The sequence below is a fragment of the Burkholderia sp. L27(2015) genome (assembly GCF_009765705.1).
Taxonomy (GTDB): Bacteria; Pseudomonadota; Gammaproteobacteria; order Burkholderiales; family Burkholderiaceae; genus LMUX01.
The window spans coordinates 1545752-1568814 of the sequence record NZ_LMUX01000021.1 but is presented as its reverse complement, the minus strand read 5'-3'; the positions used below and the strand labels follow the sequence as shown (position 1 = coordinate 1568814).

Genomic DNA, 23063 nt, shown 5'->3' with positions numbered 1-23063 from the left:
ACATAAGGGCTGCGTCCGTCATCCTGACCGGACGGCATCTCATTAAGATTACGCTGGTGCCAGCGGAAAACAAATTTCGAACGTGGTTCCAATGCCTCGGTGGGACACGAAATCAATCTTCCCGTTCAAGACGCGCGAAAGCTCCTTGACAATCGCGAGGCCAAGGCCCGTGCCGGGAATACCTTCACCCGCAGCACGTTCGAATTCGTCGAACACGCGGTCCGCATCCGCAGGCGCAATGCCCACTCCGGTATCCGACACGCGCATCGACCAGTGCTGCGTGCCAGTCATCGCGAACGTGAGTCCAATTTCGCCGGATTTTGTGTACTTCGTCGCGTTGGACAGCAAGTTGACAGCAATTTGTTTGAGCTTGAGACGATTGGACGTCACAGTGGACAGCGCCGGATCGAACCGCGTGTGCAGTTTCACTTTTTTGGCCTCGATTGCCGGACGCGAGGAGGCAATCAGGTCATCGTAAAGCTCATGCAGGTCAACCTGCTCAAGTGTGAGCGCGGCACTGTCGCCGAGCACAACGGAGTACTCGACCATCTGCTCGACCAGTTGTTTCATGTCCGCAGCCTGCCGGTTGGCCAGCGTCAACGCCATATCGGCCTTGGAAGGCGCACGTTCGATCAACTGCAGCGCGATGGAGAACGTGTTCAGAAAATTGCGCAGATCGTGGACGACGCCGCGGGTAATCTGCATGCGTGACTCGTAAAGATCGCCGACGAGCCGCTGCTTGAGGGTCAATTCGTGATTGGCGCGCTCGAGCTTTCCGGTGTACTCGTCGATCTTGCGGTCTCGTTCGCTGACAACCTCCTTGATCGAAGTGAGGGTCACCATACTCAGGGTTTCGGCCACCAGCCGCCGCGCGCGGCCTTCATGGCGGCGCGTGAACGTGCTGTCGCTGTCGGCGAATTCTTCTAGCGCATCGGCGAGCACCCGATGGAACAGATCGAGTTCGCGCACGAGCTCCTCGATGCGGTAGCCCTGACGCCAGCGAACCATGCCGTGTTTTCTCGCGTCGCTTTCGATCGCCGGCTCGACCCGTTCGAGATCTTCGACATCAAGCGCCAGGCAGAGCCCTTCGAGGATATCCGGGAGGTGATCGGCGAGTTGCTGATAAGTGAGCTTGTCCGCTTCGACGAGATCGACATCGCCCAGAACGATTTTCATCCATTGTGCGGTCAGTCGGATCCGTTGCTCGCGAATGAAATTGGCAAACTTGCGCAGCGGGGTAGTGGGGGTATCGGTCATGTTGGGTGCATCGGGATAAATGTTCTGCAACGTGCATACGCTGGTGACACACTCGACCAGTCCGGCAGGCGGTCATGCCCGCACTTTGAGAAAAACATGCTCCTGGACTGCATGAATAGCACGCATGGCCAGTCGGCTATTTGTCGCCAGGATGGTCCGGAACCGAGGCGCTGCTGCCTGAAATCAGCGCCATTATCGCCGTATTTGCGAAACATGGAGCAACTCTTGCACGGCGTGGGTCTGTCAGATTTTTGGTGTTCGAGGCGGTTAATGCAATCTGCTTTTAGCAGGTTACGGATTCAGCATAGCTCAAGGATAGGGGGGCGTGAAGCGCTCCTCGTACAATATCGCGAACTGATTCATAGCGATTTTCCAGTCTTTTGCGGCGCGACACCATCCTGCGGTGATATTGCGTAAAACCAGCCACAGCAGCTTGGTGGCCGCCTCATCGCTTGGGAAGTGGCCGCGAGTACGGATGATCTTTCGCAAGCCCGCATTCACGCTTTCCAGCGCATCTTTGCGCTATGGCCGTTGCGCTGGTTGGCCCCCGGTGCAGGTTTGCGGGCGCCCGGCTCATAACCCAGGTGCTGGCCCAGCTCGACACCCAAGGCCCGTTCGATCAACGCCTTCTTTAATGCAGCAGATAAATCCTCGATTGATCCCGCTGTCATTGGCCCTGTCGCCAGTTGATCAAGCAGCTCTTTGGGGATCGAGGGTAGTTCACGTGAGGGGTGTCTTTGGTTTGCGTGGCATAGTGGCTCCAGTTACATAATGGTAGCCTCACACACAAAATTTCTGACAGTCCCCCAGCCATCGCGACAAAAAGCGGACGCATGAAGCACATGATCAAACGGGAACTGCTCCAATGCCGTTATCCGTGTGCGCATATCAAGTACCTGCAGCACAGATTGCCTACGCGGCCTGTTAGCGTCCCGGGCTGACTCGCCTGGAGGCGGGGAAGCCTCAACCGCGGACCGCCACAGTAACCACAATGAGAGCCGAGAAGATCAGCGCCGGGGCGAGATGCCGGAACGGCTCCCGATTTCGCAGCAATGTGAAGAGCGCGCCAATCATGATCGCACCGGCCAGCATTAGGCCTAAAACTCTGGTTTGTTGTCCAAGAAGAAGTGCTGCACTGAGCAGCTCGAGTGCGCCACAGAGCAACTGAAACCATGCCGGGTAACCCCAGCGTGCGAAGTCGCGCTTCACCGCGCCGCGTCCTGCGAGATTGACCACCCCAGCAACCGCGAACAGAACCGCTACGATCGTCGCGAGAATCGATTCGAAAGATGCAATGTTTAATGCCATCGTCATGCTCCATTGCTTGGCTGATAGTGCTTCTGTACAGAGAGGTCCGCAATCAGGCCGGGGCCGTGGGGTTCCCACGCAAGAACTCTCCGGGCATGCTGGCCGCTTACCGTCTGATCGAGCGCCAGTGCGTCAGCAAATGGCCCAAGCGATTTGCGAGCATCGTCGAGCGGCCAAAATTCGACGCGGTCGGCGCCCACCGAGGCCCGAATCGCTTCGCCCATTTCGGCAACGGCAACCGCGTCTTCCGCGACCACGTTGAAGATCTGTCCCGCGACTCTACCGTCGCCACTTGCCGCCCGCTCCACCGCACTCAGGTAGGCCGTGGCGAGATCATCGACGTGAACGGCAGGCCAGTGGTTGCGACCATCGCCGACGACCCTCACACTGCCGGTCTGACGGACCATGCCGGCAAGCATGCCGAAGATGCCGCCGCCGTAGCCGTGCACCATCGCCGGCCTGAGGATCACGGCAGAAATCGAGCGGCGTGCTGCTAGCGCCAGCACCTGCTGCTCCACCGCGGGCCGCCAGGCGATGAGTGGTGTCGGGTTCAGCGCCGATGCTTCAGTCGTGAGCTTCCCCTCCGTATTGCCGTAGACCCAGGTGCCCGACGTATAGACAAAGGCCGCGCCCGGATGCAAATGCGAAAGCATCGCCTCAGCCGCGGCCTCGTCGGCAGCCGCGGCGGAAGCATCGTTGGTAGACGCCATGTGCACCACGCCATCAGCGGCACCGGCAGCCGCAGCGAAAGACTGTGGCTCACGCAAGTCGCCACCATGCAGTTTCACGCCGAGACTTGCCAACGCGCTCGCGGCCGCCGACCTGTCTTCGCGCACCAGCGCCGTCACCTGATGGCCAAGGCTGATTGCTTTGCGCGCGACCGCTTGCCCGATGTAGCCCGTACCACCTGTAATGAATAGTTCCATAGCGTTCTCCTCGATGATTGCCTGCGAAGTTGATAAGTCACAAGAACGAGACTAGTCGGTCTCGTTTTGACGAATATAAACGAGACTGACCAGTCTTGTCAATTGCTCAACGATCTGTTATTTATCTGGCATGAACACGTCCTCTCTCCCCGACCTGAGCCCGCTGCAACGCCGTAAGCGGTCCGCCATCCTCGACGGCGCGAAAACCGTTTTTTTAAGCCAGGGATTCGGTCTGGCAACGATGGACGATGTCGCCGCGGCCGCTGGCGTCGGCAAACAGACGGTCTACCGCCACTTCAAATCGAAGGAGGCGCTCTTCGTTGGTCTGGTGAGCTCGATGTGCGCTCAGGTGGGTGGATTTCTTGCCAGCGCTCAGGACAAGCAATCCGATGGATCACCCGAAGTCGAGTTGCGCGAGTTGGGATGGGTGTTGGCACGAAGCCTTATCGCGCCGGATAATCTGCGGCTTTACCGGGCCATCGTTGCTGAGGCCGAGCGTCTCCCGGCACTCGGCCAGGTGTTTTACGAAAATGGTGCAAAGGTCGTGCGTGCCTTCGCCGCAAAAATTCTGCGAAAGCGATTTGACGAATCGACTGCTGCATTGCGGGCAGCGACATTCGTTCAGTTGGTGCTAGGCGACGCGTATCTGGAACTGTCAATTGGCTACACGGTGCCCGATGTGGAAGCGCGCTTTGCGCTGCAGATTGACGAGGCGGTGGCGGCCGCACTTCGCTAAGGAGCGCCTCATAAGATGTCGGGCTACTGCATGCGAAGCGCAGCAGCGTGTGGCGCGGGAAGCAAGACACCACCTCCGATCCTCGTATGACCGATGCTTCATGGCCGCGTGCTGCCCGACGCGGTCGGCGCATGTCGACCCGCTTGAGCCACCCGAAGGCAATTGACGACCGCCCGCTTCCAAGCCAGCATGAGACGCTCGCGCGCGAAATCTCATTGGCTATCCATTTCTATGCCTCCGTTCGACTTCATAGTCGTGTCACGGAAAGCACGGGATTGAGGCGCGATGCCGTCGAAAAAACCAGTTCACGTATCTAATGGACAACGGATAGGTTTCGCAGCTTATGAACAGAGGTTGGCTGTCGCATTCTCAATCACGACTCGCTTCAACTGCGCCAGGGCGGGCGGAATATCCCGGTGCCCAGCGTGCAGACAGAGTTCGACCGTCGGCAGGGGCGGAAGACCATCTTTCTCACCGAGTCGTCTTAAAGACGATGGTACTCCGGCCGCCGTTCTCAACGTGATGCCGAGACCTGCCGCCACCCCTGACCAAAGGCTCTGGAGGCTAGCCGTGGTATAGGCCAATCTCCAGGAAATATTTGCGTTATCAAGCGCGTCAATACCGGCGCGACGGAAGAAGCAAGGCGAATTGTATAAGGCCAGATCCAACGGAAGACCAGGGCTTAGGACAACATCGATTTCGACTGGCCCGATCCACGCCATTTGCATCGTTGCCAGGCGTTCAGCGTCTGGACGACTTTCATAGCCCATGACGAGCACGAGATCGAGTTCCCCACGGTCCAGTCGCTCGAGCAGCATACCGTTTCGTTCGACAGCAACCTCTACGCAAACCGCAGGATGGGTCTTCTTGAATTGTCCCAGGGCAGCCGGGAGCCAGGTCTCGGCGAAATCGCCCGGTAGGCCGAAGCGCACCACACCCTCAACAGAAGCCCCTCGAACGGCCCGAACAGCTTCGTCGTTGAGATCCAGAATTCGGCGTGCATATGAAAGGATCAGATCGCCGGATTCAGTCAGTACCAGGCCTCGTCCTCGTCGGCGAAATAGAGGTTGGCCTACCTGTTCCTCAAGCTTGCGCATCTGCTGGCTGACTGCCGATTGCGAGCGGCCTACTCGTTCAGCAGCGCGGTTCAGACTTCCCAGTTGCTGAGTCGCCAAGAGTGTCCGCAAGGTATCCATATCGAGGTTGGTCAGAGGCATAGTTCAGTTTTTCTGAAGAATTGATGCTGAATTATCGCATCCATTCCACATTCGTCTGGCTATTATCAATGGCGGTGCTTGATCGCTATGTACACACGACAAATATCTCGATCAAGCCTTGATACGAAGAGGTTTCTGAACCGAGTCACGGAGAAATTCACTGTATGAATGGCCAGATAATTCTTAAACGCGGCATCGTGGGTACTGTCTTCTCGGCGTGCGCGTTATTGGCGACCGTCGCGCGCGCCGATGCAACAGCCGTCGAGCCTTCGCTGGTGGGGACGTGGACATTAGTGGCAGCAGATGTCCAGCATCCTGACGGATCGCGGGCACGCGACTACGGTGCCGCTCCCAAGGGACTGCTGCTAATCGACGCGCAAGGACACTATTCGCTACAAATTTTCAAGGCAGAACGCCCCCAATTCGCTTCAGGCGACAAGGGCGCAGGAACGCCGGCCGAGTACAAAGCGGCCGCCATGGGTTCCAGCACGCACTTCGGTACGATCAGCGTCAACCCGGCCGGTGGAACTTTGACTTTTCACATTCAGAACGCTTCCTTTCCTAATTGGGAGGGAGAGCAGCAGAACCGAAGCTACGAGCTTAAAGGCGCCGAACTGAGCTACCGCGTGACGCCACGACCGAATGGAGACGTGCCGATTTCGGTCTGGCAACGTCTGAACTAGACGGACAATCAAGCGCCACCTTGCGCCTTTATGTCATGGCCAGCGGCCTCGCGAACGACCGCGATCCGTCGAGCAACGGCCGTTCCCGCACTTTGCGTGAACGGCTCAAACTGGCCGCGTGCTGCCCGACGCGGCCGGCGCATGTCGAACCATAGCAGTGTTTCAGCTTTATCGAACGCAGTCGTTCGGCAGCGAATGAGACTGCCGGCGACCCGTTCTAAATAAAGTCGGACGAAAGCGTGAGCAACTTTAAAGTTCTCCAAGAACATGTCGTAATAACGTCAATTACACCAATGGACTTAAAAATGGCGTGGGGGATACTGTGGCGCGTCTATGTAACCCTGGTCATCTACAGCATAGTGATTTCGCTGTGCTTGATGGCTACTCCGGCACGATGGCTCCTCTATGACCCACAATTCGCGGTCTGGAAACTCACAATCGGTAATTTCAGTTTTGCATGCGTATTGCTCGCAAGCCTAGCGTGTCTTGATCGTGGTGCACTGGCGCTGTGCTTCGGCAAGATCCTCGCTCAGGATCGGTCATTCTGGAGAAGATTGACGGTATGGACTGCCACCTTGTATTTGGTCCTTGCGGTGGTCAACCTGTTGATCTGGAAGCTGGTTCCCTTTGAAACATGGCTCCGCACCAAGGCATTCGTTTCACTAGGGGCTCTCATCGTTTTCAGCATCATCATCCCCCGCTTCTTAGATACCCGGAAATCGTAGCCTAAACAGCCTCGTTCTCGCTTGTCTCACGGGTCGCTTTGTCGATGGCTGACGTTCTGACTGTGAGGTCGACTGACCGGAACTGGCCGCGTGCCGCCTGATGGAAAGAGCATACGCAGCCCGAACCTCACAAGACTGCAATCGGCTGCGACATGAACAGCCGCCCATGGCTGCGAAAATCGGGCGTTCAGCCAAAGCACCCATGTTGACGATGGCTGCGGAGTCGTTAAAAAATCGCTATGCAAAGGCCAATAGCCAACACGGACAGCACTCCCAAGAGCGCAAAAACGTAAATCTGGTGAACGTGTTGTTTGGCCACTTCGCTTGCTTGCGCATCGCTGGCCGACCGCCAGCCGGCGACATGGCCTCTTGCAAAAACGGGGTATTCATTCGGGTGCCTTTCGCGCTCGGTGCGGTCGGTACCATCGGGATCGTAGTCGTGGCCGGCAATTTTTCCGCCTTCCTCGTCGGCCTTCACCACGCCAGGGAGGTGTTCACTGAAGCTACCGCGCGGCGCGCTTTCACTTGAACGACCGCCGCCGCTTCCGGCGTTTTCGCCCTCTCCACCGAAATGTGCGCCCTCGCCACCGAAATGTCCTTCGCCGCCGCCTCCGCGGCCGCCTATAGCAAAGACGTTAATAGAAAAGCATAAACAAACGAGTAGTAACAGTCTTGCCATGGACCCTCATTCCGTCGGCATTCGACGCTCGGGCCAAGCGCAGTCGCTCACGTTCGGCCATGACGTTATATCGGCAACGAAACGCGTAACCTGAGACGGCACACTCAATGACCGCTATTGGCCGAACGCCGTCCCGCGACAAACTCCGCAGGCGTCCCAAACCGGCCTTTCAACCTGGCGCGACGGAAACGATTCGAGTCGCCGCGCCCACGTCGCGAAGTTCACCCCACCACCAGAGTCGATTTCAAGACGACGGCATTCGCCAGATTGTAGACGTTGGGAGAAGTGGCCATTACCGCGTCATGGATTTCAGCGAATTGCTGCTTAGTACCGCTTCCCTTGATACGAACGGTATAACGCAGGCTCTCGTAACCGTTTGCAACTTGCGGGTCGATCCCAAGAAAACCCCTAAGGTCGATTTCACCCTCAGTCTCAATCTCCAGCGATTCGAGAGCAATCCCGCGCACGGCGCATTGCGCCACGTAACCCACCGTCATGCAGGCATTCAGCGCCGCGATCAGATGCTCCTGAGGATTGGCAAACTGGTTCGAGCCACCGAGTTCGCAAGGCTCATCGATATCGATCGTGAACCGGCGCGACACATCCTGCCCTCCGATCGAGAACCCTTCTACCTCGGCGCGACTGCGCGTCTGGCCCTGCCAGGTCGTAGCTACACGCCAGCTTGTGGTAGCTTTCGAGGCATCGCCCTTGACGCCCTCAATCAGGGAGAACAGGTCGTCGACGTTGAGGCCATTAACGATGTTAGGTTCCTTGGTCTGTGCATAGTCATTCATATTCCATCTCCTTCAACCATGTGGATTGTTCAGCTTCGGTAAATCTCATTGCAGCGTGGCGAGCGCAGCCTTGATGCGCATGCCCTGGTCTTCGGAGATGAGGCTATAAAGCACCTCTCCGAAATGGGGATGACGTACACCCGAGTGGATGTATTGCCACCGATAAGCCTCGAGAAAATTCGCTTCAATCGAGAGGGTTTCCGCCTCGTCGACTGCGCGGCCGCAGTTCGCCTCGAAGTAACGCGCATCGGCTGCGGCCTGCGCCTGCAGGATGCCGTCGATCGCGGCGACCAGCTCGATGAATTCGTCAACCGCCTTGTCGCGATCACTGTCCATCAGGGTGGCGTCGTGACGGACCCATTCGAGCTCGTCGAGGATGGCGTGCTGGCTCTCCTCCTTCCAGTGGTAGAGGAACACGTTCTTGAATAGCTCCGATAGCTGATCGTCTGGCGCGATACTCTGCCGGTAGTGGAGCTGGCTGAACAGTTCGATATCCAGCGTCAGCGCCAATACGGCCCACGTGCTTTTCCCAAGGACTACGGAGGCAACGGCATCCGGGTCGGCGTCGAAGCGATAGCCGGGGGGAAGGGTTTCACCGATCATCGCGCCGATGCGACGAAATAGCGCCTGATGCTTGAGCTCCTCGTCGCTGAATCGCACCAGCGCCTCAAGCGCCACCTGGTCGCCGAGCCAATAGTCACGGCTGACTTCCAGCATCTTGGCGTTGATGAAGCGCTCTACCAGTCCGAACACGTTGGCATAGGTGCGTCCCTGAATCTGGCTGACGAAACGCTTTTCGCTCTCGGAGAGCGTGAAGAAATTCGGAGCCAGGGAAAGCCCGTCCGGGAGATATTTCTGCGACGTGTCAAAGGTGCGGCCTCCAATCACGTCACGCTCGATATCCCAACTGACCTTCTTTGAGGCGCGAATGCAACGGGCGTAACGATCGGGTTCAGAGAGTCGCGATACTGCGTTCATAGAATTTCTCCCAATATGGACCTACGTGCGGTCGAGCTGCGAATATTCATCTACCGGCCGGAACCACAGGGTTGATCTGGCATCCGGTAAGCACGAATGTACGATTGGGAGACGCGAAGTTCTATGATCGGGCCACCGGGAGATATGGCCGAAACGCCGGGTCAGCTTGGACGCGTGCGAATGAATGTTGCGGGCGGTATGGCAGTCGGTATCAGTGATGCGGTGGTGGCGTGATGCCACTCGCAGCGGATGAGGCCTGCGCAGATTCGGCAGCGCCGTTCATCCTTCCTTTGCTCTTGCGCCAGCCTGCCGGCGGCATTCCAAACTCTCGCCTGAAAGCGCGACTGAATGCCGCCTCCGATTCATAACCGATCTGTTCGGCTACAGCGGCGAGGGTCTTTCTGCCGCTCAGAAGTTCCTGCGCCGCGATCTGCATGCGCCATCGCGCCAGGTACTGCATAGGCGGTTGTCCAAGGAGATCGGTAAAGCGTTGCGCCAACGCGGAGCGCGATAAACCCACCTTGCGCGCAAGCTCGTCGACGGTCCAGGGGTAGACTGCTTGGGCATGGAGCAACGAAAGCGCGCGTCCCACGTAGCGATCGCGTACGCCGGCCAGCCATCCGGTCTGGCTGGCAGGAAGCGCTTCGATACAGCTACGGACCGCCTCGACAAAGAGGAGTTCGGACAGTCTGGCAAGGACGATCGTACCGCCCGCCCGCGAATGCGCCGCTTCGGCGGCAGCAAACTGGAGAGAGGACTCAAGCCATGCGGCTCGCGGATCGTGGCGCATATCAATCTTGAAGAGTCGCGGCAGCGATGAGAGCAGTGGGTTACTCAGCGTATCGTCGCAGGCCAGAAAACCGCATACGATGCGAGTCGCCGCTCCCCCGCCTCCGTAAGACACCGTCATCACCTCACCAGGGGCTGCCGCCATCGGGCCAGCCAATAGCAACTCCGCTGGCGTGGGCGCAAGATCCACGGCGCTGCCTATCAGATGCGTTTCGCCTTGCGGCACCACCACCAGCTCCCCGGCATTGAGATGAATAGCGGAATCGGGGTCGCCCGCCAGTTGCGCGCAGCAGCTACCTTCTATGATCAGATGATATGAAACGACACGCTCGGACCGCGGCAGATAGGCCGCGCAGAGCGCAGCATCTGTGCGGCCTATCAAGCACCACGGTGCCGTGAAGGTCCCGTTCAGATACACCGCGCCGCTTAGACGCACGGCGCGCAGGACGTCAGAAACTGCATCCATGAAGAGCTCGCGTGATAGGCGATTTCCCAGGCAAGAAACCGGAAAGCCGGTCATTTTTCAACCTGACCGAGGGGACCATGTTATACCCGCTGCAGCATTTTCTGACAAATACCTTACAAGTTATTTTCTGGACGCCCTGCAATCCCAGGCGAACCATCGGCAAGACTTGGACGATCGGGCAAAAAACGTCGACGCACGGGCAGGACGGCAGCAGGTTGGGAGAGGCAAAGTTCGTCATACGACGGGACGTGATAGATCAGCGTCATCCGTAGATCGCAGCCTATCCTTCCACGGATTCAGGAAGCCGGGTGCGCCTCCAGATTTGCGCAGATCGGTTCACGCACAGTAGTGACTTACCGGTTCGGGCAAACGAAACCGTGTGAGATGCCGATGAAAAGCCTGATAAGCCGTGCGATGTACCACCCGCTCATCGCGTTATCCATGTTCTATTTGATCGACTTGATGCACAACGTCGGCTACAGCGTGGCCGGCGCTCTGCTCGTTCTGGTAGCGAGATCCATGTCCCGTGTCGTGAGCCTATTCAGCAAGGGGTAGTACGTACGTCGATACGGCACCCGAGCAATGGGCTGGTCCTAATTTGGCCGTCGCTCTCGGGGCCAGACCATCCGCAGTTGTGCGCCATTCCCTGGCCCCTTCTCTTGCGGAACTACCCGCCCTGGCAGACGTCGCTAGCCGCCAGCCCTATGCTAGTCAAGCGCGGCAAACGCGCGGTAACAACCAAAAAATTATAAAAATAGAGCAAGCTCTAGCCCGCTTCTTGTCCTAAAGAAAACAGCCGTTTCACGCGACGCCCTTAAAGCGCAGGACCGCATCGGCGGCCCGGTTCATTCCGTGACGACACCTATTAAATCGACTGGAAGATCAGACTTATGGGGCGCATCATTCATTCGCCGAGGTTGACGGCGTTAACCATTGCCTTGGCCGCGACGGCGCCGACTGCGCAAGCAGTGCCCGTGAGCTGTCCGGCCGTCAATGGCAATACCTCCGGTCAGGTCACGTGGACTACTGGCGACTGCGCGGTCGCGGCATCCGTCGTCGTGCCTGGCACCATAGGTTTGGTGGCGAGCGGTACGCTCGGTACGCTGACCAATACCGGCACCATCAGCGGTGTCCACTACGGCATGTCCAACAGCGGCAGCATCACGCTGTTGAACAACACAATAGGCGGCACCATCAGCGCCAGTGGCGGCAGTTCGGCGGGTCTCGTCAACACTGGCACGATAGGCACGTTGACCAACAGCGGCACCATCACCAGCAATTTTTCCCGCAACGGCAATGCTATTTACAACAACGGCGGCACGATCACCGCACTGACCAACACCGGCGTCATCAATAGCGTCAACTCGGGCATTTTCAACGGCGGTGGGACCATAGGCACGCTGACCAACACCAACATCATCGCCGGCAACCGATGGGGCATCACTAACGGCGCCAGCATCATCGTGCTGAACAACAACGGTGGAATCATCAGCGGTAACACCTCGGGCATCAGCAATGCCAGCGTAGGCACTATCGGCACGCTGACCAACAGTGGCACCATTAGTAGCAACACCTACGGTATCAACAACAGCGGCTCGATCGGCAGCGCCGGTACGATCAACACACTGACTAATAGTGGCCGGATCAACGGCACGGCCGACGGCATCCTCAACAGCGGGGTTTTCGCCCGGTTGAATAATGCCGTTGGCGGGACCATAGTCGGCAACGTAGGCGTCACTAACGTTGGCTCGAACATGAGCACGAGGACAGTTACCACTACCTCAAGCTCGAACGTCAACAGCGCCAGCACCAGCGCCGGCGCGATCGGCACGCTGACCAATAGCGGCATGATCAGCGGCACGGCCTCCGGCATTAGCAACAACGGGGTTATCACCCTGCTGAATAACACCCTTGGCGGGACCATCAGTGGCAGCATAGGTGTCAGTAACACAGGCGCGAGCGTGAGGACGAGCACGATCATCAGTGGCACAAGCACGCGGATCAGCAACACCAGCACCGGCACCGGCACGATCGGCACGCTGACCAACAGCGGCATGATCAGTGGCACGGTCTCCGCCATTAGCAACAGCGGGGTGATCACCCTGTTGAATAACACCGTTGGCGGAACCATTAGTGGCAACACCGGTATCAGCAACCCAGGTGCGGGCACGAGCATCACCGGCTCGACCACGAGCATCACCGCCGCCGGCACGATCGGGACACTGACTAACAGCGGCACGATAACCGGCAGTCTGTATGCCATCGACAACGGCGGCTCGCTTGGCACGATCACCAATTCAGGTGTGATCGCCGGCAACATCCGCAACACCTCGCTGCACGACTTGAACATCAATGGCGGCACTGGGTCCACCTTCGGCACTTTGACCGGCTTTGCCGGCGGCACCATCGGCACGATCACCAATACCAACTCGAATGTCAACTTCGGCAGCGGCAATCTGCTGCTCAACGACACGGTGAATTTGGGCAACAATACGCTGAACAACACCGCAGCGACGCTGCAGGTGAACAATGCGATCACGGTCAACGGTAACTACAATCAAGGTGCCGCCGCGACCCTGCAGATCGGTGTCGCCAACAACGCGATGCCGAATGGCTCGCTCACGGGCGACAGCGGCTACGGGCGGCTGGTGGTAACGGGTAGCGCCATTATTGCGGCCGGTTCGTCGATCAGCTTGAAACCGTTGACGGCCTATAACTTTGCGGTGGGGCAACGTTTCGTGGTGGTGGATGCGTCGAGTAACGGCACCAACTATAACCAGACGAACCTGAATTACTCGGCGGCCAACTTTGCCGGCACGTTGAGCGGGACCAATGTGGCGACGGACGGCCGCAGCGATTTGGTGGTGACGCTTGCTGCCGGCGCGCCGGCCTCATCAACGACACCCCCCACGACGCAATCCAACCCGCCCACTCCACTTCCCTCACCCGCGACGGTGCCCAATGCGGTGTCAGCGCTGAGTGGCCTGCTCAGTTACTCGGGCATCAGTCCAGGGCTGCTCAATTTGTTTAACGCCGCCGATGCGCTGGCGGCCGGCTCAAGTACCGCCGCGGTCAACCGGGCCGGGGTGCAATTGGCGCCAGTGCAACAAGCGACCTCCACCGGTGCAGCGGCCGCGCCGACGCTGGACGTGCTCAATGTCGTTGCAGCCCACGCTGACAGCCTGCGCTTGGCACAAGCCGACGGTATCGGCAGTGGTGTCTCGACTGGCGAGGGCGCACCCGCTTGGAGCACGTGGGGCCAGGCATTCGGCGGTCACGCGAGCCAAAACGAGCGCGAGCAAGTGCCAGGCTACAGCGCCAATTACGGTGGACTGATAGTGGGTGTGGACAAATCGATCAGCGATCGTTGGCGCGCGGGCGGTGTGTTCAGCTATACGAATACGGCGATCAACGACGAAGGCGATGCCGGTGGTGATTCCACTCGCGTGAATTCGTACGGTTTCATCGGCTACGCGAGCTATACGGGTCAACCGTGGTACGTGAATCTATCGGGTGGCGTGGTGCAGCAGGACTATACGACCAACCGGCAAGTCGCATTCACGGGTTTCGCGGGTAACGCGAACGGCCAGTTCAGCGGCCAGCAATATGTGGCACGAGCCGAAGCCGGCTATCCATTGCCGTTGGGGCCGGCCACCTTGACGCCGTTAGCCAGCCTGACCTACAGCAATTTACATCAGAACGGCTACACGGAAAGTGGTGGCAACGGTGCGGCACTGACTGTGGGCTCGGATCACTCGGCCTCGGTGAGAAGCGCGTTGGGTGTGAAACTGGAAGAAGGCTTCGCGACGACCTACGGCGTGCTGGTGCCCGATATCAAGCTACAGTGGCTGCATGAATACGATCACGCGCAGCAGGTGACAGGTGCGAGCTTCGCGGCGGACCCAACCGGTGAAACGGGGTTTACGACAGTCGGTGCCAGCCCGGTATCGGACGTAGCGGATGTCTCACTCGGCGTGACCTTGTTGCGCGCGAATAACCTGAGCCTGACGATGCGCTACGAGTTGCAGGCCGGTGGCGGCTTTGTTTCGCAAACCGGCAGCCTGCGCTTGCGGCAGGTGTTCTGATCCACCGTCGCTGAAGGGCCGCCGGACCGGCGTCATGCTACGCATCAGCTTATGGCGCTCGTGCCCCGTTACACCGGGCTACCCTTTTTGCAACTCCGTTTCGAAATACAAACCCAGTGCCACCTCGCGAAACTCTGGGGAACGCTTGCCATTGTGGATATCGAGAAAGCTTTGAGCGACGCGACCGTAATTCGTAAGGCGGTTGCGCTCGTAAAAGCTCGTGCCTTGCCTATAAAACCTGGTCTTTGAATTCAGAATATCGCATAGATAAAGGGACAGCCGCTTGTCGATCAGATAATGAGCTAGCAGGCCGTGGATGAGCGAGTAGCGGTAGTCATCAAAATATTGCCGACAGCTTTCTTTCTCCCTATCGCGCGTTGTGTTAATTATTGAAACTTTCCTCGAATTTAAATACCCGCATTATTGTTTCAGCTTTATATGTAGCCTGATATGCTGTCGGCAACACTTAAAAGACAAGTGCAAGCGATACAGTGAAAATTGATTCGGAATCACTGCTTGCTGCGCAACCGACCATTGCCATTTAATGCAACGTTATGTCTAATAGGGTCGGCGAAGGAGTCTGATTTATTTTGGTCCACAAACCCGAGCAACAGTCCTCCATAACAGGCCATGAACCCTCTGCTGCCGCTTAAATCCCAAGTGGGCCGTCACGCGCGAACACTCGCCGGGTATTTCCCCGCTCCATTTACACGCGACGTATCAAACGGTGTCGATATCCTCGGTACCTTTACCCCCAGGCTGCTGAGCGGCAACACGTTGTTGAACCTCAATTACAAAGAGGTCGACCGCTTTACCTTCAACACCCGATCGACCGCGACACTGTTTGTCGGACGAGGCGAAGACTTCGTGCGCATCACCACTTCGGTCAAAAAGCAGGACGGCGAGCGAGCCGTGGGCACGGTGCTTGACCGCTCGCACCCCGGCTATCGGATGCTGCGCCGCGGCAAATCCTATACAGGTTACGCGACGCTTTTCGGCAAGCAGTACATGACCCATTACGAGCCGATCCGCGATAGCGCGGGCCAGGTAATCGGCGCGCTGTACGTCGGCCTCGATGTCAGTCAAGTATGGACCTTGTCGATCGGAGCCAAACTCGCACTGCTCACCTTGGCCGCGTCTAGTGTGATCCTGCTGGCCTATGATGGTCTGCTGCAGGCAGTGATCCTGCGCGACCGAGCAAGTCCGGTGGGAGCATTGACCGCGTTTGAGCAAACCGAGCTGATAGGCTTCGGGCTACTCGGCGCGCTGCTGGTCAGCGCGCTGATCTTCGTGACCACCCGGCGCGGCCTCGAGACGCAACTGCTCGAAGCCAAAGCCGCCGCGGAGAAGCTGGCGGCCGGTGACCTGACCGCACAGGTGCATGTCGACCGGCGCGACGAGCTGGGCCAGTTGATGCAGGCGATAAACGGCATCAGCGTCGGTCTGGCCTTGGTAGTCGGCAACGTGCGACGTGCCTCCGATACGATCGCGCTGGGTGTGCGCGAAATTGCAGCCGGTAACGCGGACCTGTCCGCGCGCACCGAGGAGCAGGCTGGCTCGCTCGAGCAAACCACGTCGACGATGGATCAATTGACCTCGATCGTCCTCGCCAATGCTGAGCACGCTACGAACGCCAACGAACACGTCGCCTCGGCCTCCGATCTCGCGATCAAGGGCGGCGCAGTGGTGGGCGATGTGGTAACCACCATGTCGTTCATCCGCGGCAGTTCGCACAAGATCGTCGACATCATCAGCGTGATCGACACAATTGCCTTTCAGACCAATATCCTGGCCTTGAATGCGGCCGTCGAAGCCGCACGTGCCGGTGACCAAGGACGTGGCTTTGCGGTAGTCGCCACCGAGGTGCGCAGCCTGGCCCAACGTAGCGCGACGGCCGCCAAGGAAATCAAGGCACTGATCACTGACTCGGTTGGCAAAGTCGATGCAGGCGGCGAACTGGTCGATCAGGCCGGCCGGAACATGACCGAAATCGTAACGGCCGTCGCTAATGTGGTCACCCTGATGGGCGAGATTACCCGCGCGAGCAAGGAGCAAAGCATCGGCATCAGCGAAGTCAACCGCGCGATCGGGCAGATGGATGAAATGACCCAGCAAAACGTCGCCCTGGTTGAGCAGGCGGCAGCGGCAGCAGACAGCATGCAAGAACAGGCGCGCGCACTGGAAGACGCCGTGCGGGTATTTCGCTTGGCAAGCGACGCGACTGACACGAGCGACACGATCCGCGAATAAAGGTCGGTTGGCTGGTGCGAAGCGGTCTTTTGTTCTTTTCCAAGGTACTCATCATGCGCCCTTCCAAGATCAACGTCGTCCTTTCGAATCCCCATCCGGTTCTCGGCAGCACCGAGGTTTTCAAGACATTCAACTACGCGCCCGCTGTTGCCGCAGGTGGTCTGCTCTTCGTCGCCGGCCAGATTGGGATCCGGGCTGACGGGACGATTCCCACCAACGTCGAAGAACAGATTGATCTCGCATTTCAGCGGCTGGGCGCAATCTTGCAAGAAGCGGGGCTTGGCTTCGACGACTTGGTCGAGCTCGTCAGCTATCACGTAGATATTGATAAGCAGCTTGCGGCGTTTCGGGAAATCAAGGACCGCTACATCAAGGAAAACGCTCCAGCATGGACTATTCTCGGCGTGGCGGCATTGGCCAGGTCGACTCTCTTCGTCGAGATTAAGGCAATTGCTGCGCTACGCAACGTGTGAGCGATCTCGGATCTCGCTCACCTGGGCGGAGAAATTCTTGCGCAACCAGCAAGGCAACTCTCAGTCAAAAAATCGATGACTCCGTGAATGGCGTCCAGGGCCGCCGAGTAGTGAATAAAGGTCCCCTCCCGGCGGCTGGATACAAGGTTCGCTCGCAACATGTCCTTCAGGTGGAAAGACAGGCTGGACGGAACGATTCCCAACTGCGCTGAAATCTCGCCGGCGGGCAACCCGCGCGGCCCTGCGCCAGCGAGCGTCCGAAAGATAGCCAATCGCGACCGGTGTGCGATGGTGCTTAAAGCTAGCATTTTCGCGTCTTCGTTCATGTCTAAATCTCATCAATCGTCGAAGGCCGTTTGCTCTACTCGACACGCGCGGCGACGGCAACCCTCAGACGCATGTCATGGCAGCGCGCAACGAAAGCGCTCTCCGGCTTCCTCAGGCAATCCACCCACCATCGACCGTCAGACTTTCACCGGTGGTATAGCTTGCTTCGGTGCTCGCCAGGTACGCCACCGCGGCCGCGATTTCTTCGGGCTTACCGAAGCGTCCCACGCTGGCGAGCTTGGTCATCGTTGCGTGCTCGTCCGTCCCGGGCTGGGGCGCCAATTCGGTGTCGATCGGGCCGGGCTGAACCGCATTGACGGTCACACCATACTTCCCGAGCTCGCGCGAAAGACCGCGTGTGAAGCCCCGAATGGCAAATTTCGACGCGATGTAAAGCGTTACGCCTGGCAGTGGCGCCGCTTCGCCGAAAGCGGAGCCGATATTGATGATGCGTCCCCAGCCTGTCTTGATCATGCGCTTCGCTGCGTCCTTCGCCAGTTCGATCGGTGCCCGGACATTCAGATTGAAATGCGTGTCATACGACGTGTCTGACGACTCAAGGAACGGTCCGTATTCGACGGTGCCCGCATTGTTGACGAGGATGTCGAGCTTGCCTTCGAACTTGCCGCCGAAGACGCCGCCCAACGAATTGATCAGCGCCGTCACGCCCTCAGGTTTCGACAGATCGGCACCGACTGCTTGAGCCTCGCCGCCGGCATCGCGGATCGCTTTAACCACGGTCTCCGCGCGCTCCGGACTCGACGCGTAGTGCACGATGACCGATGCGCCATCCCGCGCGAGACGGGCTGCAATGGCCGCGCCGATACCACGAGAAGAGCCGGTCACGAGTGCAAGTTTGCCTTTCAGAGTTTGAGTCATGATTACCTCGATAGTGAGTTTTGAAGGGTCCGCTCACGTGCCTGAGTGCAGGGATGGGCGGACTGCTGCATGTGTGCCAATGCGTTCATGCCTTGGTTAATGCGTATCGTCCGCTCGTATCGGGATGACCGGTAGTAATCGGCGAGGAATAGCTTCTATTCCGGGAGCATGCCTGCCCGAAATAGCGGTTATCGGCGGGGGACGCCTTACGCTGATGGTCTGGTGAATTCCCGGTCGACTTCCGTACCGCCGCCGTGCGCGCCAAGCAGGTGCTCGACGAAAGCGACGATCGTGCGGCTCACGCCGGCCGGTGTCTTCGGAATGCCGGCTTCCGCGAAATAGCGCGGTGTTCCGACAACCATTCGCCGTCCCCGCAGGAGGCGTTTCGCGGTCATCGTCGAGTCGTCTAGCGTGCCCATGCGAAGCGCCACGTCAACGCCCCACTCGAGCAGATCGATGGCCTCGGGTTGATCGGAGCAGAAGCCCCGCGCCGAGATGCTCTTCCAATTGCGCTATCGACTCCGAGACAAGAGGCTTTCCGGTTTGGCGGCAAGCCCGGCTTCAGCCAATGAGATCGGCACCTGTCGTCAGGACAATCTTTCCAAAGTGTGTGCCGGAATCGATCAGCTCGTGCGCGCCACGAGCGTCGGCAAGCGCAAAGGTCTTGTAGACAACCGGCTTGATCTTGCCGCTCTCGATGTGTGGCCACACCTGCCGCTCGAGTTCATTGATGATGGTCGCCTTGTCCGCGGATGTGCGCGATCGCAACGTTGAGCCCATATGCGTTAGACGTTTCGTCAGCAGCGGCAAGACGTCGAGATCCTTCGCCCGCCCCTTGATCACGCCCACCTGTAGGATCCGTCCGTCCATGGCGGCGGCGTCATAGTTTCTAGCCACGTAGTCGCCGGCAATGATGTCGAGGATCACGTCGACACCTCTTCCATCGGTAGACCGCTTCGTTTCGGCGACGAAATCGTTCTCGCGGTAATCTATCACGAGGTCTGCGCCCAGTGCCAGGCTGGCCTCCCGATGCGCCTGCGAGCCCACTGTCGTGATGATTTTCGCAGCGCCGAATGCCTTCGCCAGCATGGTTGCCGTGGTGCCAATACCTGACGCGCCGCCATGGATCAACACCGATTCGCCGGCGACCAACCGGCCGCGCTGGAACAGGTTCAGCCATACCGTCATAAGCGTTTCGGGCACGGCCGCCGCTTCCACCAACGTCAGGCCTTTGGGGATATGCATCGTGTTGCACGCGTGCGCGACTGCATATTCTGCGTAGCCACCGCCGGGAATCAATGCACACACCAGTTCGCCGATCCGGAATTTGGACACGTCGGAGCCAACGGCAACCACTTGACCTGCCACTTCCAGCCCTGGAATGTCCGAAGCGCCGGGGGGCGGATCATACAGCCCTTTGCGCTGGAAAACGTCTGGGCCGTTCACGGCAGCTGCGTGGATGCGGATCAGAACCTGATCAGCGGCGGGCATCGGCACCGAGCGCGTAGTCGGCATCAGAACTTCGGGACCGCCAGGTTGTTTAATTTCAATGGCCGTCATGGACGATGGCACACGATAAGTTGAAGCAGACATGGGTAGCACTCCTTCTATAGATGGGGCTCGATGGATCCGGATGGATCCTTGAACGAGGAACTCTTGCGTTCAGTATAGGCATCGACATTGATGAATATGTGCAGCATTATTCATGTGGTGGGATGCAAATTTGCATCAGGAGGACGGCGCGATGAACTGGGACGATGCACGCGTGTTTCTTGCGGTGGAGCGCGAAAAGACGCTCCGTGGAGCGGCCAGGACACTTAATCTCGATCAGGCGACGGTTGGTAGACGGATTGCGGCACTGGAGCACGCGCTACGTGCAACGCTCTTCCTGCGCACTTCTGAGGGTTACGCGTTGACTGCGGCAGGCGAGGCCGCGCTGAGATCAGCGGAGAAAATGGAACACTCCGCACACGAACTCGTCAGACGAACTCAAGGCACGGATACACGGCTTGCCGGGGACGTAAGAGTCACCAGCACCGATTCGATCGCGCTCGAATTCCTGCTTCCCGCCATTGAACGCCTGCATGCTGCGCATCCCGAAGTGCGCGTCCTGCTGGACACGTCGACGCGCATGCTAAATCTGGCAAAGCGTGAAGCGGATATCGCGGTCCGCTCAGTCAGGCCGGATAATCCCGATCTTGTCGCGCGGCGCCTGGCTCGCTGGCCACTGGCGCTTTTTGCATCGAACGCTTATCTCGAGCAGCACGGCAAGCCCGCCGCTGGCTCCGCATTTGCGGGCCACGATCTTGTCGTCTATCAGGGCAGTTGGACCGGTAACCGATCACCGACTCTTGCTGGCGAACCGATACACGCTGGGCGCATCGTATCGACCTTCAATTCCAGCCTCATGCTGCGTACCGCGGTAAAGGCCGGCATCGGTATTGGTGAGCTTCCGATACATCTGGCTGAACACGACGGCCTCGTGCAGATATGGCCGGAACCCGTACGTGGGGCGATCTACGAAATCTGGCTCGTCACGCATCAAGACCTTCGGCATACCGCGCGCATCGCAGCAATGATTGACGGCATCGTCTCCGCGTTCGAAGATTACACAGTCCACACCAAAAAGTGAGGTGAATCTATGAATGCGCTGCAATATCGCTCGTTCGGAGGTCCTGAAGTCTTGGAGTGGTGCGAAACCGCTGACCCAGCCCCGGGCCCTGGAGAGGTCATTGTGAAACTTGAAGCAGCCGGCATGAATTACGCCGATATCTATCGCCGACAGGGCCTGTTCTCGCAACGTGGCTTGGCACCCTGGGTACCGGGTTGGGAGGGTGCCGGTACAATCGTGGACCTCGGACAGGATGGCGCCGCCGCAGGCTTCGGCATCGGGGATAAGGTTGGGTGGTGTGATAATCCTAATTCCAACGCCGAACTTGTCGCGGTAGCAATCGACAAGCTGATACCCCTCCCATCTTCGATAAGCACACAGCAGGCCGCAAGCGCCCTACTCCAGGGTTTGACCGCTCATTCTCTCGTGCATGACAGTCATCCTTTGAAGGCCGGAGATTGGAGTGTCGTGCATGCCGCCGGCGGAGGTGTAGGGCTGCTACTCATCCAGATCATCAAGCAGTTGCGCGGTCGGGTCATCGCGCTTGCCTCGTCACCCGAGAAGAGACAGGCCGCCTGCGACGCCGGTGCTGAAGTGGCGATCGGCTATGAAGACTGGATCGAGCGTGTCCATACCGTCACCGGTGGAGGCGCCGACGTAGTGTTCGACAGCGTCGGAACTACGATCCTCGATAGCCTTAAGGCCACGCGCGTCGGCGGACGCTCGGTCTTTTTCGGGTTCGCCGGCGGTTGACCCGAGGCTGCTGATGAACCGCTCGCTCACGCTGACCGGCGGCGACATCTGGAACGTGCTGACAACCCCAGAGACACGGCGCGCTCGGGCAGCCGAACTCTTCAGCTGGATCGAAGAAGGAGTGGTCGCGACGCGGGTGTCACGCGTCTTTGCTCTGCAAGGTGGAGCGCAGGCGCATCGTTTCCTCGAATCGCGCGCGTCAATCGGCAAGGTTCTGTTGATCCCGTGAGTCGCAGAAGAGCCAAGCATTGCGAAAGCAATGCAGTTGATGTGCTGATCCATTCGATTCGCAAAAAGTGCGGTCAATCACTGATACGCAATGTGCGTGGGCTTGGGTGGGCAGTGCCTTGTTCCAATGAATTTCGAGCCGATTAGCGCAGCGAAAGCGGAGCCTGCCCGTGAACGTCGTCGCCTGCAAGAAGAAGTGTCTCGATCGCCGCGCGGTCCACTTTTCCCTGTGCAGTTTGCGGCACACGGTCTACTGCGATTATGTGCACCCGATCTGAAATGACCGTACCGAGCGCCCATTCGAGCGTCCTGGCACATCGCGCAACATCAACTTGCTTTCGTTTCCACGGCTCAAGCAATGCAATCCAGGTATATCCCGCCGACGTATTCTTCGGCGCAAATACTGCTGCATAGCGAACGTCGGGCAAACGGCAGAAAATGTCCTCGATCTCTGTCGGACCCGTATCGACGTTGTTATTGACGGCGACATCCGACGCGCGCCCGAGAACATGCAGATAGCCATCCTCGTCGACGAAACCAGCGTCGCCCGTTAGGCACCAGCCATCGCGAAACTTTCTGGATTCCTCGTCAGGCTGGTTGTAATAGCCCTGCGCCACGAAACGCGAGCGCACTTCGATGTTTCCAGCTTGCCCTTGCGCCGCGAGCAATCCGTCTGCCCGACGAAGACGCACCGCGACGCCGTCAACGATACGCCCCGCACTGGTTGCCAGATTCGCATTCGCTTCGTATCTGGGGGGAGCCAAGACACTCACCACACCCGACTCGCTCGCGCCATACAAATGGGTCAGCACCGGGCCAAAACGCTGGATCGCTCGTTGTCGAAGAACCGCCGGGGCCGAGGCGCCGACATGTGCGATCGAACGCAACGACGACAGGTT

24 protein-coding genes and 2 pseudogenes are annotated in these 23063 nt (G+C 58.7%); 11 read left to right on the top strand and 15 right to left on the bottom strand.

The genetic code is table 11. The annotated features are described in order from the left end of the window. Positions 1-48 precede the first annotated feature (48 nt). The 5 genes and pseudogenes from GSQ77_RS25390 to GSQ77_RS25370 form a co-directional block, all read right to left on the bottom strand. A complete protein-coding gene (locus GSQ77_RS25390; RefSeq protein ID WP_158905991.1) occupies positions 49-1257 on the bottom strand; it encodes a sensor histidine kinase in 1209 nt (402 codons plus the stop codon). A gap of 309 nt (positions 1258-1566) precedes the next feature. After that, positions 1567-1770: pseudogene (locus tag GSQ77_RS25385) on the bottom strand (transposase); the annotation flags it as partial. Further along, positions 1755-1928 (bottom strand): hypothetical protein, encoded by a 174-nt coding sequence (locus GSQ77_RS25380; RefSeq protein ID WP_158905989.1) that lies wholly within the window; start codon positions 1926-1928, stop codon positions 1755-1757. The pseudogene GSQ77_RS25385 and the gene GSQ77_RS25380, both read right to left, overlap by 16 nt. A 292-nt stretch (positions 1929-2220) precedes the next feature. Further along, positions 2221-2565 (bottom strand): DoxX family protein, encoded by a 345-nt coding sequence (locus tag GSQ77_RS25375; RefSeq protein ID WP_254067785.1) that lies wholly within the window; start codon positions 2563-2565, stop codon positions 2221-2223. Positions 2566-2567: 2 nt separating this feature from the next. Further along, positions 2568-3491, bottom strand: coding sequence for an NAD-dependent epimerase/dehydratase family protein (locus GSQ77_RS25370; protein WP_158905985.1), 924 nt, complete (start codon positions 3489-3491; stop codon positions 2568-2570). Between the two features lie 130 nt (positions 3492-3621). Between GSQ77_RS25370 and GSQ77_RS25365 the strand changes: the two genes are divergently transcribed. Next, a complete protein-coding gene (locus GSQ77_RS25365) occupies positions 3622-4227 on the top strand; it encodes a TetR/AcrR family transcriptional regulator (protein WP_158905983.1) in 606 nt (201 codons plus the stop codon). Between the two features lie 341 nt (positions 4228-4568). Here GSQ77_RS25365 and GSQ77_RS25360 read toward each other — a convergent pair whose 3' ends face one another. Next, a complete protein-coding gene (locus GSQ77_RS25360) occupies positions 4569-5444 on the bottom strand; it encodes a LysR substrate-binding domain-containing protein (RefSeq protein WP_158905981.1) in 876 nt (291 codons plus the stop codon). A gap of 164 nt (positions 5445-5608) precedes the next feature. On the opposite strand from GSQ77_RS25360, the gene GSQ77_RS25355 reads away from it, so the two are divergent. Next, positions 5609-6127, top strand: coding sequence for a lipocalin-like domain-containing protein (locus tag GSQ77_RS25355; RefSeq protein WP_158905979.1), 519 nt, complete (start codon positions 5609-5611; stop codon positions 6125-6127). Between the two features lie 239 nt (positions 6128-6366). Further along, entirely contained in the window at positions 6367-6852 is a 486-nt protein-coding gene (locus GSQ77_RS25350) for a septation protein IspZ (protein WP_158905977.1), read from the top strand. Positions 6853-7078: 226 nt separating this feature from the next. On the opposite strand, the gene GSQ77_RS29315 is transcribed toward GSQ77_RS25350, so the two are convergent. The 4 genes from GSQ77_RS29315 to GSQ77_RS25330 form a co-directional block, all read right to left on the bottom strand. Continuing rightward, a complete protein-coding gene (locus tag GSQ77_RS29315) occupies positions 7079-7531 on the bottom strand; it encodes a hypothetical protein (RefSeq protein WP_216854940.1) in 453 nt (150 codons plus the stop codon). A gap of 221 nt (positions 7532-7752) precedes the next feature. Next, the gene (locus tag GSQ77_RS25340; protein WP_158905975.1) at positions 7753-8325 is read right to left on the bottom strand and encodes an OsmC family protein; all 573 of its coding nucleotides are present in this window, start codon (positions 8323-8325) and stop codon (positions 7753-7755) included. A 45-nt stretch (positions 8326-8370) separates the two neighbouring features. After that, on the bottom strand, positions 8371-9303 hold the full coding sequence (locus GSQ77_RS25335; protein ID WP_158905973.1) for a hypothetical protein: 933 nt from the start codon (positions 9301-9303) through the stop codon (positions 8371-8373). A 211-nt stretch (positions 9304-9514) separates the two neighbouring features. Continuing rightward, complete coding sequence (locus GSQ77_RS25330; RefSeq protein WP_158905971.1) at positions 9515-10558, bottom strand: AraC family transcriptional regulator; 1044 nt, start codon at positions 10556-10558, stop codon at positions 9515-9517. 390 nt (positions 10559-10948) lie between these two features. Between GSQ77_RS25330 and GSQ77_RS29220 the strand changes: the two genes are divergently transcribed. The 4 genes from GSQ77_RS29220 (at position 10949) to GSQ77_RS25315 (ending at position 17366) form a co-directional block, all read left to right on the top strand. Then, entirely contained in the window at positions 10949-11113 is a 165-nt protein-coding gene (locus GSQ77_RS29220) for a hypothetical protein (RefSeq protein ID WP_174246466.1), read from the top strand. A gap of 335 nt (positions 11114-11448) precedes the next feature. Next, complete coding sequence (locus tag GSQ77_RS25325) at positions 11449-14643, top strand: autotransporter domain-containing protein (RefSeq protein WP_158905969.1); 3195 nt, start codon at positions 11449-11451, stop codon at positions 14641-14643. Positions 14644-15273: 630 nt separating this feature from the next. Further along, a complete protein-coding gene (locus GSQ77_RS25320; RefSeq protein ID WP_158905967.1) occupies positions 15274-16893 on the top strand; it encodes a methyl-accepting chemotaxis protein in 1620 nt (539 codons plus the stop codon). Between the two features lie 53 nt (positions 16894-16946). Beyond that, positions 16947-17366 carry a RidA family protein gene (locus GSQ77_RS25315; protein WP_158905965.1) on the top strand — a complete coding sequence of 140 codons (420 nt, stop codon included), beginning with the start codon at positions 16947-16949 and terminating at the stop codon, positions 17364-17366. A gap of 17 nt (positions 17367-17383) precedes the next feature. Here GSQ77_RS25315 and GSQ77_RS25310 read toward each other — a convergent pair whose 3' ends face one another. The 4 genes from GSQ77_RS25310 to GSQ77_RS25295 all read right to left on the bottom strand — a co-directional run bounded on the left by GSQ77_RS25310 (position 17384) and on the right by GSQ77_RS25295 (position 20165). Continuing rightward, positions 17384-17692: a helix-turn-helix transcriptional regulator gene (locus tag GSQ77_RS25310; RefSeq protein WP_158905963.1), complete on the bottom strand. Its 309-nt coding sequence runs from the start codon at positions 17690-17692 to the stop codon at positions 17384-17386. A gap of 112 nt (positions 17693-17804) precedes the next feature. Further along, entirely contained in the window at positions 17805-18572 is a 768-nt protein-coding gene (locus tag GSQ77_RS25305; RefSeq protein WP_158905961.1) for an SDR family NAD(P)-dependent oxidoreductase, read from the bottom strand. 206 nt (positions 18573-18778) lie between these two features. Further along, the gene (locus GSQ77_RS30020; RefSeq protein WP_367889693.1) at positions 18779-18991 is read right to left on the bottom strand and encodes a hypothetical protein; all 213 of its coding nucleotides are present in this window, start codon (positions 18989-18991) and stop codon (positions 18779-18781) included. Between the two features lie 142 nt (positions 18992-19133). After that, positions 19134-20165: an NAD(P)H-quinone oxidoreductase gene (locus GSQ77_RS25295; protein ID WP_174246491.1), complete on the bottom strand. Its 1032-nt coding sequence runs from the start codon at positions 20163-20165 to the stop codon at positions 19134-19136. A gap of 151 nt (positions 20166-20316) precedes the next feature. Here GSQ77_RS25295 and GSQ77_RS25290 point away from each other — a divergent pair, with 151 nt between their 5' ends. The 4 genes and pseudogenes from GSQ77_RS25290 to GSQ77_RS29680 form a co-directional block, all read left to right on the top strand. Beyond that, entirely contained in the window at positions 20317-21204 is an 888-nt protein-coding gene (locus tag GSQ77_RS25290) for a LysR family transcriptional regulator (protein ID WP_158905959.1), read from the top strand. 102 nt (positions 21205-21306) lie between these two features. Continuing rightward, positions 21307-21936 (top strand): zinc-binding dehydrogenase, encoded by a 630-nt coding sequence (locus tag GSQ77_RS25285; RefSeq protein WP_254067784.1) that lies wholly within the window; start codon positions 21307-21309, stop codon positions 21934-21936. A gap of 13 nt (positions 21937-21949) precedes the next feature. Then, the gene (locus GSQ77_RS29685; protein ID WP_254067783.1) at positions 21950-22165 is read left to right on the top strand and encodes a zinc-binding dehydrogenase; all 216 of its coding nucleotides are present in this window, start codon (positions 21950-21952) and stop codon (positions 22163-22165) included. Between the two features lie 23 nt (positions 22166-22188). Further along, a pseudogene (locus tag GSQ77_RS29680) lies at positions 22189-22311 on the top strand (helix-turn-helix domain-containing protein); the annotation flags it as partial. On the opposite strand, the gene GSQ77_RS25280 reads toward GSQ77_RS29680, so the two are convergent. Then, a partial coding sequence (locus tag GSQ77_RS25280) for a class I adenylate-forming enzyme family protein (protein WP_158905957.1) occupies positions 22308-23063 on the bottom strand: 756 nt, incomplete at its 5' end. The pseudogene GSQ77_RS29680 and the gene GSQ77_RS25280 overlap by 4 nt on opposite strands.

Bases quoted from the DNA above. Each gene is read 5' to 3' on its own strand.
- GSQ77_RS25375 (WP_254067785.1), bottom strand. From the start codon at position 2,565: ATGGCATTAAACATTGCATCTTTCGAATCGATTCTCGCGACGATCGTA.
- GSQ77_RS25355 (WP_158905979.1), top strand. From the start codon at position 5,609: ATGAATGGCCAGATAATTCTTAAACGCGGCATCGTGGGTACTGTCTTC.
- GSQ77_RS25320 (WP_158905967.1), top strand. From the start codon at position 15,274: ATGAACCCTCTGCTGCCGCTTAAATCCCAAGTGGGCCGTCACGCGCGA.
- GSQ77_RS25325 (WP_158905969.1), top strand. From the start codon at position 11,449: ATGGGGCGCATCATTCATTCGCCGAGGTTGACGGCGTTAACCATTGCC.
- GSQ77_RS25365 (WP_158905983.1), top strand. From the start codon at position 3,622: ATGAACACGTCCTCTCTCCCCGACCTGAGCCCGCTGCAACGCCGTAAG.
- GSQ77_RS25290 (WP_158905959.1), top strand. From the start codon at position 20,317: ATGAACTGGGACGATGCACGCGTGTTTCTTGCGGTGGAGCGCGAAAAG.
- GSQ77_RS29315 (WP_216854940.1), bottom strand. From the start codon at position 7,531: ATGGCAAGACTGTTACTACTCGTTTGTTTATGCTTTTCTATTAACGTC.
- GSQ77_RS25305 (WP_158905961.1), bottom strand. From the start codon at position 18,572: ATGACTCAAACTCTGAAAGGCAAACTTGCACTCGTGACCGGCTCTTCT.
- GSQ77_RS25295 (WP_174246491.1), bottom strand. From the start codon at position 20,165: ATGTCTGCTTCAACTTATCGTGTGCCATCGTCCATGACGGCCATTGAA.
- GSQ77_RS25370 (WP_158905985.1), bottom strand. From the start codon at position 3,491: ATGGAACTATTCATTACAGGTGGTACGGGCTACATCGGGCAAGCGGTC.
- GSQ77_RS25330 (WP_158905971.1), bottom strand. From the start codon at position 10,558: ATGGATGCAGTTTCTGACGTCCTGCGCGCCGTGCGTCTAAGCGGCGCG.
- GSQ77_RS25390 (WP_158905991.1), bottom strand. From the start codon at position 1,257: ATGACCGATACCCCCACTACCCCGCTGCGCAAGTTTGCCAATTTCATT.
- GSQ77_RS29220 (WP_174246466.1), top strand. From the start codon at position 10,949: ATGAAAAGCCTGATAAGCCGTGCGATGTACCACCCGCTCATCGCGTTA.
- GSQ77_RS25310 (WP_158905963.1), bottom strand. From the start codon at position 17,692: ATGAACGAAGACGCGAAAATGCTAGCTTTAAGCACCATCGCACACCGG.
- GSQ77_RS25340 (WP_158905975.1), bottom strand. From the start codon at position 8,325: ATGAATGACTATGCACAGACCAAGGAACCTAACATCGTTAATGGCCTC.
- GSQ77_RS25335 (WP_158905973.1), bottom strand. From the start codon at position 9,303: ATGAACGCAGTATCGCGACTCTCTGAACCCGATCGTTACGCCCGTTGC.
- GSQ77_RS25315 (WP_158905965.1), top strand. From the start codon at position 16,947: ATGCGCCCTTCCAAGATCAACGTCGTCCTTTCGAATCCCCATCCGGTT.
- GSQ77_RS29685 (WP_254067783.1), top strand. From the start codon at position 21,950: ATGAACCGCTCGCTCACGCTGACCGGCGGCGACATCTGGAACGTGCTG.
- GSQ77_RS30020 (WP_367889693.1), bottom strand. From the start codon at position 18,991: ATGGGCACGCTAGACGACTCGACGATGACCGCGAAACGCCTCCTGCGG.
- GSQ77_RS25380 (WP_158905989.1), bottom strand. From the start codon at position 1,928: ATGACAGCGGGATCAATCGAGGATTTATCTGCTGCATTAAAGAAGGCG.
- GSQ77_RS25360 (WP_158905981.1), bottom strand. From the start codon at position 5,444: ATGCCTCTGACCAACCTCGATATGGATACCTTGCGGACACTCTTGGCG.